The sequence below is a fragment of the Marinobacter salinexigens genome, assembly GCF_008370345.1.
GTDB lineage: Bacteria > Pseudomonadota > Gammaproteobacteria > Pseudomonadales > Oleiphilaceae > Marinobacter > Marinobacter salinexigens.
This window is the reverse complement of sequence record NZ_VTUU01000002.1, coordinates 220,657-232,850: the sequence shown is the minus strand read 5'-3', so window position 1 is coordinate 232,850 and position 12,194 is coordinate 220,657. Positions and strand designations below refer to the sequence as shown.

Genomic DNA, 12,194 nt, shown 5'->3' with positions numbered 1-12,194 from the left:
TTGTCTTGTTCCTGTCAGAGCAGCCCGCTATTGTAGGCATTAACACCACATCCGGGAGACGGATGCCTACAAAACAGTTCAACCGGGACGACAGGACGAATGACGAACAAGCTCGACCAACTGAAGACCATGACCACCGTGGTGGCCGATACCGGAGACATTGACGCCATTGCAAAATGGCGGCCGGAAGATGCCACCACCAACCCGTCGCTGTTGTTGAAAGCGGCTGCCTCTGATGCCTATCGCCCCATGCTGGATCAGGCCGTAGCCGAAGCCCGGCGTCTGGGTGGATCGGATGCCGACCAGTTAGCCATCGCCACCGACATGCTGGCTGTACTGGCGGGACGCGAGATACTCAACCTGATCCCGGGCGTTGTATCCACCGAGGTCGATGCACGACTGTCTTTTGATACCCAAAGTACCCTGGACCGCGCCCGACGCCTCGTCGAGTTCTACGACAAACAGGGAGTGGACACTAATCGCGTACTGATCAAGATCGCCTCCACCTGGGAAGGCATCCGGGCAGCTGAACAGCTGGAAAAGGAAGGGATTCGCTGCAACCTCACGCTGCTGTTCTCGTTTATTCAGGCTGCCGCCTGCGCCGAAGCAGGTGCATTCCTGATCTCGCCGTTTGTAGGCCGCATTCTGGACTGGCACGTGGCTAACTCAGGGCGTGACAGTTACCCGGCAGCAGAAGATCCCGGTGTGCTGTCGGTATCCCGGATCTATAATTACTACAAAACCAAAGGGTTCGACACTGTGGTTATGGGCGCCAGTTTCCGTAACACAGGGGAGATTGAAATGCTGGCGGGCTGTGACCGTCTGACCATCAGCCCTTCCCTGTTGCAGGAGTTGCAGGACGACACCGGCAGTCTCAGCCGCCGTCTGGCTCCGGAAAACGCCTCATCTTCGGACAACTTCGGCGGAATCGATGAGGTACTGTTCCGCTGGGAGTCCAACGAAGACGCTATGGCCACCGAGAAACTGGCAGACGGCATTCGCCGATTTACCGTTGATCAGATTGAGCTGGAAAACCGTGTCCGGCAACTGGCCAAGGCGGCCTGATACACAAGCGGAGCTGTTGATCCAACTATGATTGAACGCCTGAAACAACTTTTCTCGGCACCTGCCCCGGAGCGAAAAGCTCCGGACGCCCGCCAACTGGCCATAGCCTCCACGTCGCTTATGGTGCAGTTGGCCCGGGTCGACAGCAATCAGGATGACCGTGAACTCCAGACCATCGTCGATTGTGCCGTCAAAGCCAACCAGGTGACGCGGGAAGAGGCCGAAGAGATCCTGAAGGATGCCCTCGATCACGCCGATGATGCCACATCCATGTACGAGTTCACCGGCCAGATCAACGAAAGCCTGGATCAGGACGCAAAGCAGATTCTGCTCGAAAATATCTGGCGAGTCGCATTCGCGGACGGTCGCATCGACAAATACGAAGAGCACCTGATTCGCCGCATGGCCGACCTGCTGCACCTTAATCACAGGGAATACATGCAGGCGAGACACCGCGCAGAAGGCGCCGGTTAACAAGGAGACAGTATGCTAGCGATTCTTCATCCTAATACCCCTCTGGACAGCGAAGGGTACCGCCAGACCCTGCATTATCTGGAGAACCTGCCCGGAGTGTCCCTGCGGGTCCATGAAGTTCAGGGTGCCAGCCAGCGTCTGACGGAAATCTATCTGTTGGGTGACACCAAGTCACTGGACAAAGAAGAAATTGAAGCACTCCCGGCTGTTGAACGGGCGATCCGGATTTCCGATGACTACCGGATTCTTGGCCGCCACAAGGATGACCGGCGCCAGAGCGGGTTCAACTACAACGGGGTAGAGTTCAACCAGGACAACCTCAACGTGTTCGCCGGATTGTGCGCGGTGGATGTCCCTGAACACGTGGAAATGATCCTCAAAGCCCTCGAGGATCAAGGTGAAGTGTGTACCCGTATGGGCGCCTACAAGCCCCGCACCAACCCTTATTCGTTCCAGGGTCACGGCAAGGGCTGTCTGCCCTGGGTCTTCGAGAAGGCCGGAAAGCATGGTATCAAGGTGATCGCCATGGAGATCACTCATGAGAGTCATATCGAAGAGATTGATACCTGCCTCGAAAAGCTGGGGCGTCCTACCGGGGTCATGCTGCAGGTAGGTACCCGCAACACCCAGAACTTCGAGCTGCTCAAGGCCATCGGTCGCCAGAGCACCTACCCGGTTCTGCTCAAGCGAGGCTTTGGCATCACCCTGAACGAATCCCTCAATGCGGCAGAATATCTCGCCAGTGAAGGTAACGCCAATGTCGTGTTCTGCCTGCGGGGTATGAAAACCGAGGCGGGCCAACCCCATCGCAACATGGTGGACTTCGCTCATGTGCCTGCGGTAAAACGCCTGACGCGCATGCCTGTCTGCGTTGATCCATCCCACTCCGTAGGCAGTCGTGAGGCCTCACCTGACGGCATTCTGGATGTCATGCACGCAACGGCTCAGGGTGTTATTGCCGGTGCCAACATGGTACTGGTCGACTTCCATCCGAAACCGGAAAAAGCTCTGGTCGATGGCCCCCAGGCGCTGTTGATGAAAGAATTGTCAGCCTACCTTGAAGACATTCGCCTGTGCCATGACACGTGGAAAAAACGAAGAGACATTTACCAACGCCTGAAGGATTCAGCACCAGAATGATCGTCTACGGACACCGGGGAGCCAAAGGTGAGGCTCCCGAAAATACGCTGCCGGGGTTCATCCATGCCTATCGTCATGGAATCCGGCATTTTGAATTGGATCTGGTCCTGTCAAAAGACGGCATACCGGTCCTGATTCACGACCTGACGGTCGACCGCACAACAGGCCAGAAGGGTAACGTATTCAGCTATACGGCTGACGAGCTGGCCACTATGGACGCACGCAGCAACACCAGCTCGTGGCCACGAGCGGTCGGCATCCCTACCCTCAACGACCTTCTGGACAAGTTTGACGATCTGGAACACCTGCAACTGGAGGTGAAGACCGACAACCGCCAGAGGCTGAATATCCTGTGTAACCGGGTAACGGAGATTATTCAGAAACGGGATCTGTATCAACGGGTGGTTATCACCTCAACCGATACCTGGTTCCTGAAGGAAATCCGGCGCAGGAACAAGCACATCCATATTGGTCTTGTTGCAGAACGGAAGTTTCCGCGGCCTCTGAACACCGCTATGCGTCTGGGCTGCGAATACCTGATCCTGAACTGGAAACTGTGCTCCAGAACCTTGGTGGAAAACGCTCATCGCCGCGGGATGCACGTATCTACCTGGACGGTCAATCGCATTCACGACATGCTACAACTGGAAGAAATGGGCGTGGACAGCATTATCACCGACTACCCGACCAGTTCGCGTATGTTCTTCGACAACCGCGCGCGGGCGCTGATGACACTTCCCCTGAACGGGACAGAAGGAATGCCGGGCAGCCGAGTGCTGCCCGCAGGATGATGGCGTGCCGGATCAGAAGATCCGGTTCAGCCCGTTCAAAGCCGCTACCCGGTAGGCTTCCGCCATGGTCGGATAATTGAACGTGGTGTTGATGAAATAGTTCAGGGAATTCGCTTCCCCTTCCTGATTCATAATGGCCTGACCGATGTGAACGATCTCGGCCGCCTGGTCCCCGAAGCAATGAATACCGAGGATTTGACGGGTTTCACGGTGAAACAGGATCTTCAGCATTCCGACCGCTTCCCCGGTGATCTGTGCACGAGCAAGATCCTTGAAGAAGGCCTGGCCAACTTCATAAGGAACCTTGGCTTCCGTCAGCTCACGTTCCGTTTTGCCCACCGAGCTGATCTCAGGAATGGTATAAATCCCTGTTGGGACGTCGGATACAAAACGGAAGTAGTCATCTTTCACGATATCAGATGACGCTGAACGCCCCTGATCATAGGCGGCACTTGCCAGGCTCGGCCAACCGATCACATCCCCAACGGCGTATACGTTCTCGATTTCGGTGCGGTAATGCTCATCAACCGCCAGCTGCCCCCGACCATTCGGCACCAGCCCTATATTTTCCAGGCCAAGCTTGTCAGTATTGCCGCTACGGCCGTTACACCACAGGAAGGCATCAGCCCGGATTTTCTTGCCGGACTGGAGCGACAACACAACACCGTGATCATCGCCTTCAACAGATTCATACTGCTCATTATGACGCACCAGTACACCGTTGTTACGGAGGTGATAACTCAGAGCATCAGAAATCTCGTCATCGAGGAATGACAGCAGGCGGCTGCCAGGGTTGATCAGATCGACCTTAACCCCGAGACCCGCAAAGATGGAGGCATACTCAGACCCGATAACGCCGGCCCCATAAATGATCAGGGTTCGCGGAGTATGGGACAGATTCAGGATGGTGTCAGAGTTATAGATCCGGTGATGACGGAAGTTCACATCGGGCGGCAAATAAGGGCGAGAACCCGTCGCGATGACCACCTGCTTGAAATGCAGGATCTCAATCGATTTGTGCCCGCGGATTTCCAGGCGATTGCCATCCAGGAACGACGCCCGTCCGTTGATAAGATCAACCCGGTTACGGGAGTAGAACTGAGTCCGAAGCTTTACCTGCTTACCAATAACCTTCTGGGCATTCTGCAGGACCCGGGGAAAGGAGAACCAGCGCGGCTCCCCGATATCCCGGAACATCTGGTTGGTGTTGAAGGTGATGATCTGCTTTACTGAGTGACGGAGGGCCTTTGAGGGGATCGTCCCCCAGTGGGTACAGTTACCTCCAACCGTGGGCTTGTCCTCAATGATCGCAACACGTTTACCGTGTTTCGTCGCGTTCATCGCTGCCCCTTCACCTGCAGGTCCCGCTCCGATAACGACCACGTCGTAATGATGCTCTGCCATGCCCCCTGTAACTCCTTGTCTGAGCCTTAGTTTTGGATTTTGATTCTAGTTATAAGTGTCCGGATCAGCGCTTTTCAGCGCTGCTAGCGTCATAAGCCAGATCGGCAGCGCCTTTGCCCTCGCTTTCAAGACGCTCGTTTTCTTCCTTGCACTTCTGGGTGTTGCCACCGCAGATTTCACAAGAGGTACTGATACCCAGTGCGCCAATACCACCACAAGTGCCGGTGATGGGCTTACGACCAAAAATAACGCCAATGGACATACCTGCGATCAGCAGAATCACAATGGCCAGAACCAGAAGAAAGGTACTCATATTGCCCTCCCCTTATTGCGTAACATAGGACGAGAACGCCGGTGTCTGGTGTGTTTCAAACCCGTCGTCTGTCCGGACTATGAAATAGGCCGGGATATTTTCCCGGGTGGCGAGTTCACTGGCCCGCTCATACCCGAGGACATTAAACCCGGTCGCCAGGGCATCTGCTGTCATACAATCATCCGCGATGACCGACACCGATGCCAGATTGTGCGTAATCGGTTTGCCTGTTGCAGGATCAATAGTATGGGAATAACGATGGCCTTCCGATTCGTAATAGTTACGATAGTCTCCGGACGTCGCCATTGCATGGTGCTCGAGTGCTACCACACGATTTACCTGCCTGCCGCCAGATACCGGTTGTTCGATGGCCAGCCGCCAGGCATCTCCGTCGGGCTTGCGACCATTAACCCGGACTTCCCCACCAATCTCTACCAGATAGGCTGTGACACCTTCCTTTTCAAGGTAGCGAGCCACGACATCAACACCGTAACCTTTGGCGATCGCAGAAAGATCGATATATTGCGGGGTCTCGCTGCGCAAGGCCTTCTGACTCTCCTGCAGTTCCAGTTTGTCATAGCCAATGCGGGAAAGCATCTCGGCGAGCTCGTCGTCCGAGGGGGCTTTCTCGGGCCGGGCATTGGGACCAAAGCCCCAGAGGTTAACGACCGGACCAACGGTGATATCGAACGCGCCGCCGGTAAGCTCTGAAACCTCGTGAGCTTTGCTGAGTACCTCAAACAGGGGCTCAGACAACGGAATCCACCCGGATTGGTCCGAACGCTGATTGATCAGGGAAAGCTCCGAATCCTTACGCCAGGTCGACATGGCCGCATCAACCTTTTCCAGCTCACTCTCAATCCCTGAGGCCAGATTCTCAAGCCGCTCGGGATCATCGGTCAATACGACATTGATGTGGTATGAAGTGCCGAAAACCGGGCCGGTAATCTCCCAGACTTTTTCTTCGGGCTCAAACGAACAACCCGCCAGGGCGGCAACGGCCAGCATCATGACGATGCTGGCCAGAACCACCCTGACGGGTTCATGCATGCGGGATGTCATTGGATCTGATTAACCTCCAAAGTCATCCAGCATGATGTTTTCGTCCTCAACACCCAGATCTTTCAGCATCTTGATGACGGACGCGTTCATGATCGGGGGTCCACACATGTAGAACTCGCAGTCCTCAGGCGCCGGATGATCCTTCAGGTAGTTCTCATAGAGAACATTGTGAATGAAGCCGGTGTAGCCTTCCCAGTTGTCTTCTGGCAAAGCATCAGACAGGGCCACGTGCCACTGGAAGTTTTCGTTCTGCTCCTGGAGCATATCGAAATCTTCAACGTAGAACATTTCACGACGGCTACGAGCGCCGTACCAGAAGCTGATCTTGCGGTCTGAATTCAGGCGCTTGAGCTGGTCGAAAATGTGCGACCGCATCGGTGCCATACCTGCACCACCACCGATGAATACCATTTCGGCGTCGGTCTTCTTCGCGAAGAACTCACCAAACGGTCCCATTACGGTAACCTTGTCACCCGGCTTCAGGTTGAACACGAAGCTGGACATGATTCCCGGCGGATGATCCGTACCCGGAGGCGGTGTTGCAATTCGGATGTTGAACTTGAGAACACCTTTCTCTTCCGGATAGTTCGCCATGGAGTATGCGCGAATGGTGTCTTCCTTGTTGATCGCCTTGTAGCGCCAGATATCGTGCTTGTCCCAGTCTTCATGGAACTTTTCTTCGATATCAAAGTTCTTGTAGTCGATCTCGTAAGGAGGACATTCAAGCTGGACGTAACCGCCGGCACGGAAGGCAACTTCTTCACCTTCTGGCAGCTTCAGAACCAGCTCTTTGATGAAGGTAGCAACGTTGTGGTTGGAAACCACCTCACATTCCCACTTCTTCACGCCGAAGAACTCTTCCGGCACTTCGATTTTCATGTCCTGCTTTACCGGAACCTGACAGGACAGGCGCCAGCCTTCCTTCTCTTCACGGTTGGTGAAGTGGGTCTTTTCAGTCGGCAGCATAGCACCGCCACCTTCCAGAACCTTACACCGACACTGGGCACAGGTACCGCCACCACCACAGGCAGATGACAGGAAAATGCCGCTGTTTGCCAGGGTGCCCAGCAGTTTGCCACCGGCACTGGTCTTAAGCTCGTGCTCGGGGTCGTCGTTAATTTCGATTGTCACATCACCGGTGCTTACCAACTTGGAGCGGGCCGCAAGGATAATTGCGACCAGCGCCAGTACGATAACGGTGAACATGACTACACCAAGAATGATCTCTGTACTCATGGTCTCGCCTTTTCGTTAAACCGAATCACCGGATGCTTTAGAGAGAGATGCCCGAGAAGGACATAAAGCCCATAGACATCAGCCCGACAGTAATGAACGTAATACCAAGACCACGCAGGCCCGGAGGTACGTCACTGTACTTCAGCTTCTCGCGGATACCCGCCAGGGCCACGATTGCAAGCGCCCAACCGAGACCGGCACCGAAGCCGTAGACAACGCTCTCACCAAAGTTGTAATCACGCTCTACCATGAACAATGCCGCGCCCATGATGGCACAGTTAACAGTGATCAGTGGCAGGAATACACCCAGCGCTGAGTAGAGCGCAGGAATGTACTTGTCCAGAACCATTTCCATGATCTGAACAATAGCGGCGATAACACCGATGTAGGTAATCAGACCCAGGAAGCTGAGATCTGTATTCGGCATACCAGCCCAACCCAGCGCGCCCTCGCGGAGCACGTTGTTGTATATCAGGTTGTTAACCGGAACGGTGATGGTCAGTACCACGACAACCGCAATACCGAGGCCAATGGCAGCCTCAACTTTCTTGGAGATAGCAATAAACGTACACATCCCCAGGAAGAAGGCCAATGCCATATTCTCGATGAATACCGCCTTAACCAGAAGGCTCAGATAATGTTCCATCAGAACGCCTCCTTAACTTTGTGGGCAGACATCTTATAATCAGGCTCTTCTACCTGCTCCGGCTTCCAGGTGCGCAGCGCCCAGATCGCCAGACCAATGATGAAGAAGGCGCTCGGCGGCAACAACAGCAGACCGTTGGTAACGTACCAGCCGCCTTCGTTAACCGGAGACAGGATGGTCACACCAAACAGGGAGCCAGAGCCGAACAGCTCACGCCAGAAGCCAACAAACAACAGCAGTACTGAGTAACCCAGACCATTACCGATGCCGTCGAGGAAGCTCATGCCAGGTGTATTCTGCATGGCAAAGCCTTCGGCGCGCCCCATAACGATACAGTTGGTGATGATCAGACCGACGAATACCGACAGCTGCTTGCTGATTTCATAGGCATAGGCCTTCAGGAGCTGATCAACCACGATTACCAGAGAGGCAATAATGGTCATCTGGGCGATGATCCGGATGCTTCCGGGAATCTGGTTACGAATCAGAGATACCGCGAAGTTGGAGCACGCCGTAACCGCGATCACCGAGATACACATAACGATGGTCACGTTCAGGCTGGCAGTAACAGCCAGCGCAGAACAGATACCGAGGATCTGCAGTGCAATCGGGTTGTTACTGAAGATTGGTTCAAAAAGAACCTGCTTGGCAGTTTGACCGGCCATGATCAAGCCTCCCCTTGACGCAAGTTTTTCAGATACTGGGCGTAACCGCTGTCACTTAACCAGTAATTGACGAGGTTTTCTACACCACGACTGGTCAGCGTTGCCCCTGACAGAGCATCAACCTTGTGCTCTTTGTCTTTGGCATCCGGGCTTACGCCACCTTTAACCAGCTGGATTTCCGGCTTGGACGTATCATCGCCGTATACCTCTTTACCTTCCCACATAGCCTTCCAGCGAGGGTTATCAACCTCACCGCCCAGACCCGGGGTCTCAGCGTGCTGGTAGAAGCCCAGACCTTCGATGGTGTTCGCATCACCTTTGAGGGACACAAAACCGTAAAGGGTGGACCACAGACCGTATCCGTGGATAGGCAGAACCACTTTCTGCAACTCATCGCCGTCTTTCAGCACGAATACACGGGCAACATCCGGACGGCGCTTGATGCTGGCACGGTCCTGATCACCGGGAATCGCTTCGGACAGCTGGGGGTCAGACGCCGCTTTGTACATATCGTACTTCATCGGATCTTCGACATTAACTGCAGAAGGCTCAACGTATTGGCCTGAATCAAGGTCAACAAGCAGAACTTCGAACTTGGAGAACTCATCTTCGATCTGCGCAGCACTTGCGCCTTCAGGCAGCATACCGGCAGCAGCCAGGATGTTGACCTTCATATTCAGAGTCTGGTTCTTGACCTGAAGCGGCTTCAGAGAAACGGCAGCGGTGGACACGATAACCGAGAAGAATACGCTCAGTACCAGGGCCACAATAACCGTTCTGGAGACAGTTTCTTTACCTTTAGCCACGTGCAAGCCTCCGTTTGATATTGGCCTGAACCACAAAGTGGTCCATCAGCGGTGCGAACAGGTTGGCAAACAGAATCGCCAGCATGATGCCTTCCGGGAAAGCCGGGTTGACCACACGAATCAGTACAGTCATCACACCCACCAGAATACCGAAGCACCAACGACCAGTATTGGTCATCGCAGCAGAGACCGGGTCAGTCGCCATGAACATCATACCGAAGGCGAAGCCACCCATGACCAGGTGCCAATGCGCCGGAACGGCAAACATCGGATTAGTATCGGAGCCAATGATGTTCAGCAGCAGGGACATTCCGATCATGCCAATCAGAACACCACCAACCACACGGTAAGAGGCAATCTTCATCAGCAGCAGCGCAATACCGCCAATAAGAACCGCCAGGGTAGATGTTTCACCCATGGACCCCTGAATGGTACCCATGAAAGCGTTCATCCAGCCAATCTGCTGATTCAGGGCTTCGACACCACCGGAGGCGGCCCAGCTCAGCGCAGTTGCACCGCTGAAGCCGTCAACAGCCGTCCAAACGGTGTCACCGGAGATCTGCGCCGGGTAAGCGAAGTACAGGAACGCACGGCCGGTCAGTGCCGGGTTCAGGAAGTTCTTACCGGTACCGCCGAACACTTCCTTACCGATAACCACACCAAAGGTGATGCCCAGAGCTACCTGCCACAGCGGGATGGTGGGCGGGCAAATCAGGGCAAACAGGATAGAGGTAACAAAGAAGCCTTCGTTTACTTCGTGACGGCGCACGGTTGCAAACAGCACTTCCCAGAAGCCGCCAACCACGAAGGTTACAGCGTAAATGGGAATGAAGTAGGCAACACCGTAGATGAAGTTATCCCAGACGCCGGCACCGGCACCTGTGACCGCAAGGGCCTGGATAAAGGCAGTACGCAGGCCACCGTCGCCAATCAGGGCATCGGGATTTTCAGCCAGGAAGCTGTTGGCCTGGAAACCAATGTTCCACATACCGAAGAACATGGCCGGGAAAGTACACAACCAAACGGTGATCATGATGCGCTTGAGGTCAACGCCGTCACGCACGTGAGCCGTGGTAGAGGTTACCTTACCCGGAGTATAGAAGATTGTGTCAACGGCTTCGTACAGAGCATACCACCGCTCGTATTTGCCGCCTTTCTCAAAGTGGTGCTCGATTCCATCGAGAAACTGTCGGATTGCCATCGTATTAGCCCTCGATCTCGATTCGGGTCAGGTTCTCACGGAGAATCGGACCGTATTCATATTTACCCGGGCACACGAATGTGCACAGCGCCAGATCTTCTTCATCCAGCTCGAGAGCGCCCAGTTTCTGCGACATTTCAGTATCACCAACAATCAGTGAACGCAGCAGCTGGGTGGGCAGGATGTCCAGCGGCATAACCTGTTCGTAGGCACCAACCGGTACCATCGCACGCTCACTACCGTTAGTCGTAGTAGTGAAGTTGAACAGTTTTCCACCGGCCAGTTTGGACAGGTAGATATTGAGCACCGAGAACTTGTTGGCGCCCGGGGTCAGCCAGCCCATAAATTCGCGCTTGGTACCTTCTTCCAGGAGAGAAACCTGGTTGGCGTAACGGCCAAGGTATGCGCAAGGACCGTCGCCACGACGACCACCGAACACGGAGCCGGAAATCGCGCGGACTTCACTGCCGCCAGCGACTTCGCCATCCAGCAACTCGGTCAGGTTAGCACCGACACGGGTACGGACCAGACGCGGCTTCTGAGCCTTCGGACCACCAATAGCTACGATCCGGTCAACGGTCAGTTCACCGGTTTCAAACAGCCTGGCGATATCGATCACGTCCTGGTAGTTGATGGACCAGACGGTCTTGCTGACGGACACCGGATCCAGGTGGTGGATATGGGTGCCGACATTACCCGCAGGGTGAACGCCATCAAACTGATGCACTTCGATGTTTGAAGCCTTAGGCACGGACACATTAGCGCCAGGCTTTCCGGTTACGAATACCTTGCCGGCTGTCAGCTTGGCGATGATTGTCAGGCCATTTTCGAAGGCCTTGCTGTTTTCGCCAATGATAACCGTCGGATCCGCAGCAAGCGGATTGGTATCCATAACGGATACGAAGATGGAATGGGGAGCGGAGTCGATTTCCGGAACCTTGCTGAAAGGACGGGTCTTGAATGCCGTCCAAAGGCCGGACTCTACCAGGTTATCGACGACTTGCTGGCGCTCAAGGCCGGCAATGTCTGCGTCGCTGTACTTGGCGTAGGTTTCCGCCTCGTCGCCATCAATTTCGATAACAACAGACTGGAATACACGACGCTCACCGCGATTGATTTCTTTCACCACACCGGCGGCAGGTGAGGTATAACGAACGCCTTCGGTCTTCTTGTCCGTGAACAGCAGCGAGCCGCGTTTGACACGGTCCCCTTCCTTCACAGCCATCGTCGGCTTCATGCCGTTGTAGTCAAAACCGATCAACGCCACATGGCGAACCGGTTTGCCGTCGGTAATGGTCTGTTCGGGAGCGCCGCTGATGGGAAGATCCAGGCCTTTCTTGATCTTAATCATTAGCCTCGTCCAATCATCAGAAACTATCTATGGATTTGTA

Annotated in this window: 13 protein-coding genes; 4 read left to right on the top strand and 9 right to left on the bottom strand. The window is 54.6% G+C overall.

Annotated elements, in window-relative coordinates:
• Positions 1-99: 99 nt before the first annotated feature.
• Genes tal through FWJ25_RS05535 form a run of 4 tightly spaced genes read left to right on the top strand, consistent with a single transcriptional unit; the run spans position 100 to position 3,470 of the window.
• Positions 100-1,065 carry a transaldolase gene (gene tal, locus FWJ25_RS05550; RefSeq protein WP_149599271.1) on the top strand — a complete coding sequence of 322 codons (966 nt, stop codon included), beginning with the start codon at positions 100-102 and terminating at the stop codon, positions 1,063-1,065.
• Between the two features lie 27 nt (positions 1,066-1,092).
• Positions 1,093-1,539, top strand: a complete 447-nt coding sequence (locus tag FWJ25_RS05545) for a tellurite resistance TerB family protein (RefSeq protein ID WP_149599270.1) — start codon at positions 1,093-1,095, stop codon at positions 1,537-1,539.
• Between the two features lie 12 nt (positions 1,540-1,551).
• Positions 1,552-2,679: a 3-deoxy-7-phosphoheptulonate synthase gene (locus FWJ25_RS05540; protein WP_149599269.1), complete on the top strand. Its 1,128-nt coding sequence runs from the start codon at positions 1,552-1,554 to the stop codon at positions 2,677-2,679.
• Positions 2,676-3,470, top strand: coding sequence for a glycerophosphodiester phosphodiesterase (locus tag FWJ25_RS05535; RefSeq protein ID WP_149599268.1), 795 nt, complete (start codon positions 2,676-2,678; stop codon positions 3,468-3,470). Before FWJ25_RS05540 ends, FWJ25_RS05535 begins: the two co-directional genes overlap by 4 nt.
• A 12-nt stretch (positions 3,471-3,482) precedes the next feature.
• Here FWJ25_RS05535 and sthA read toward each other — a convergent pair whose 3' ends face one another.
• The 9 genes from sthA to FWJ25_RS05490 form a co-directional block, all read right to left on the bottom strand.
• A complete protein-coding gene (sthA, locus tag FWJ25_RS05530; RefSeq protein WP_149599267.1) occupies positions 3,483-4,874 on the bottom strand; it encodes a Si-specific NAD(P)(+) transhydrogenase in 1,392 nt (463 codons plus the stop codon).
• A 64-nt stretch (positions 4,875-4,938) separates the two neighbouring features.
• Complete coding sequence (nqrM, locus tag FWJ25_RS05525; protein WP_149599266.1) at positions 4,939-5,187, bottom strand: (Na+)-NQR maturation NqrM; 249 nt, start codon at positions 5,185-5,187, stop codon at positions 4,939-4,941.
• 12 nt (positions 5,188-5,199) lie between these two features.
• Positions 5,200-6,249, bottom strand: coding sequence for an FAD:protein FMN transferase (locus FWJ25_RS05520; protein ID WP_149599265.1), 1,050 nt, complete (start codon positions 6,247-6,249; stop codon positions 5,200-5,202).
• 9 nt (positions 6,250-6,258) lie between these two features.
• On the bottom strand, positions 6,259-7,485 hold the full coding sequence (gene nqrF, locus FWJ25_RS05515; RefSeq protein ID WP_149599264.1) for an NADH:ubiquinone reductase (Na(+)-transporting) subunit F: 1,227 nt from the start codon (positions 7,483-7,485) through the stop codon (positions 6,259-6,261).
• 37 nt (positions 7,486-7,522) lie between these two features.
• Positions 7,523-8,131 carry an NADH:ubiquinone reductase (Na(+)-transporting) subunit E gene (gene nqrE, locus FWJ25_RS05510; RefSeq protein ID WP_149599263.1) on the bottom strand — a complete coding sequence of 203 codons (609 nt, stop codon included), beginning with the start codon at positions 8,129-8,131 and terminating at the stop codon, positions 7,523-7,525.
• Positions 8,131-8,796, bottom strand: coding sequence for an NADH:ubiquinone reductase (Na(+)-transporting) subunit D (locus FWJ25_RS05505; RefSeq protein ID WP_149599262.1), 666 nt, complete (start codon positions 8,794-8,796; stop codon positions 8,131-8,133). The genes nqrE and FWJ25_RS05505 overlap by 1 nt, the downstream gene beginning before the upstream one ends.
• A gap of 2 nt (positions 8,797-8,798) precedes the next feature.
• A complete protein-coding gene (locus FWJ25_RS05500; protein WP_149599261.1) occupies positions 8,799-9,602 on the bottom strand; it encodes a Na(+)-translocating NADH-quinone reductase subunit C in 804 nt (267 codons plus the stop codon).
• Complete coding sequence (locus FWJ25_RS05495; RefSeq protein WP_149599260.1) at positions 9,595-10,803, bottom strand: NADH:ubiquinone reductase (Na(+)-transporting) subunit B; 1,209 nt, start codon at positions 10,801-10,803, stop codon at positions 9,595-9,597. Before FWJ25_RS05495 ends, FWJ25_RS05500 begins: the two co-directional genes overlap by 8 nt.
• Positions 10,804-10,807: 4 nt before the next feature.
• Positions 10,808-12,154, bottom strand: coding sequence for a Na(+)-translocating NADH-quinone reductase subunit A (locus tag FWJ25_RS05490; RefSeq protein ID WP_149599259.1), 1,347 nt, complete (start codon positions 12,152-12,154; stop codon positions 10,808-10,810).
• Positions 12,155-12,194: the final 40 nt, after the last annotated feature.

Bases quoted from the DNA above. Each gene is read 5' to 3' on its own strand.
- sthA (WP_149599267.1), bottom strand. From the start codon at position 4,874: ATGGCAGAGCATCATTACGACGTGGTCGTTATCGGAGCGGGACCTGCA.
- nqrM (WP_149599266.1), bottom strand. From the start codon at position 5,187: ATGAGTACCTTTCTTCTGGTTCTGGCCATTGTGATTCTGCTGATCGCA.
- FWJ25_RS05490 (WP_149599259.1), bottom strand. From the start codon at position 12,154: ATGATTAAGATCAAGAAAGGCCTGGATCTTCCCATCAGCGGCGCTCCC.
- FWJ25_RS05535 (WP_149599268.1), top strand. From the start codon at position 2,676: ATGATCGTCTACGGACACCGGGGAGCCAAAGGTGAGGCTCCCGAAAAT.
- FWJ25_RS05520 (WP_149599265.1), bottom strand. From the start codon at position 6,249: ATGACATCCCGCATGCATGAACCCGTCAGGGTGGTTCTGGCCAGCATC.
- FWJ25_RS05545 (WP_149599270.1), top strand. From the start codon at position 1,093: ATGATTGAACGCCTGAAACAACTTTTCTCGGCACCTGCCCCGGAGCGA.
- FWJ25_RS05495 (WP_149599260.1), bottom strand. From the start codon at position 10,803: ATGGCAATCCGACAGTTTCTCGATGGAATCGAGCACCACTTTGAGAAA.
- FWJ25_RS05540 (WP_149599269.1), top strand. From the start codon at position 1,552: ATGCTAGCGATTCTTCATCCTAATACCCCTCTGGACAGCGAAGGGTAC.
- nqrE (WP_149599263.1), bottom strand. From the start codon at position 8,131: ATGGAACATTATCTGAGCCTTCTGGTTAAGGCGGTATTCATCGAGAAT.
- nqrF (WP_149599264.1), bottom strand. From the start codon at position 7,485: ATGAGTACAGAGATCATTCTTGGTGTAGTCATGTTCACCGTTATCGTA.
- FWJ25_RS05505 (WP_149599262.1), bottom strand. From the start codon at position 8,796: ATGGCCGGTCAAACTGCCAAGCAGGTTCTTTTTGAACCAATCTTCAGT.
- tal (WP_149599271.1), top strand. From the start codon at position 100: ATGACGAACAAGCTCGACCAACTGAAGACCATGACCACCGTGGTGGCC.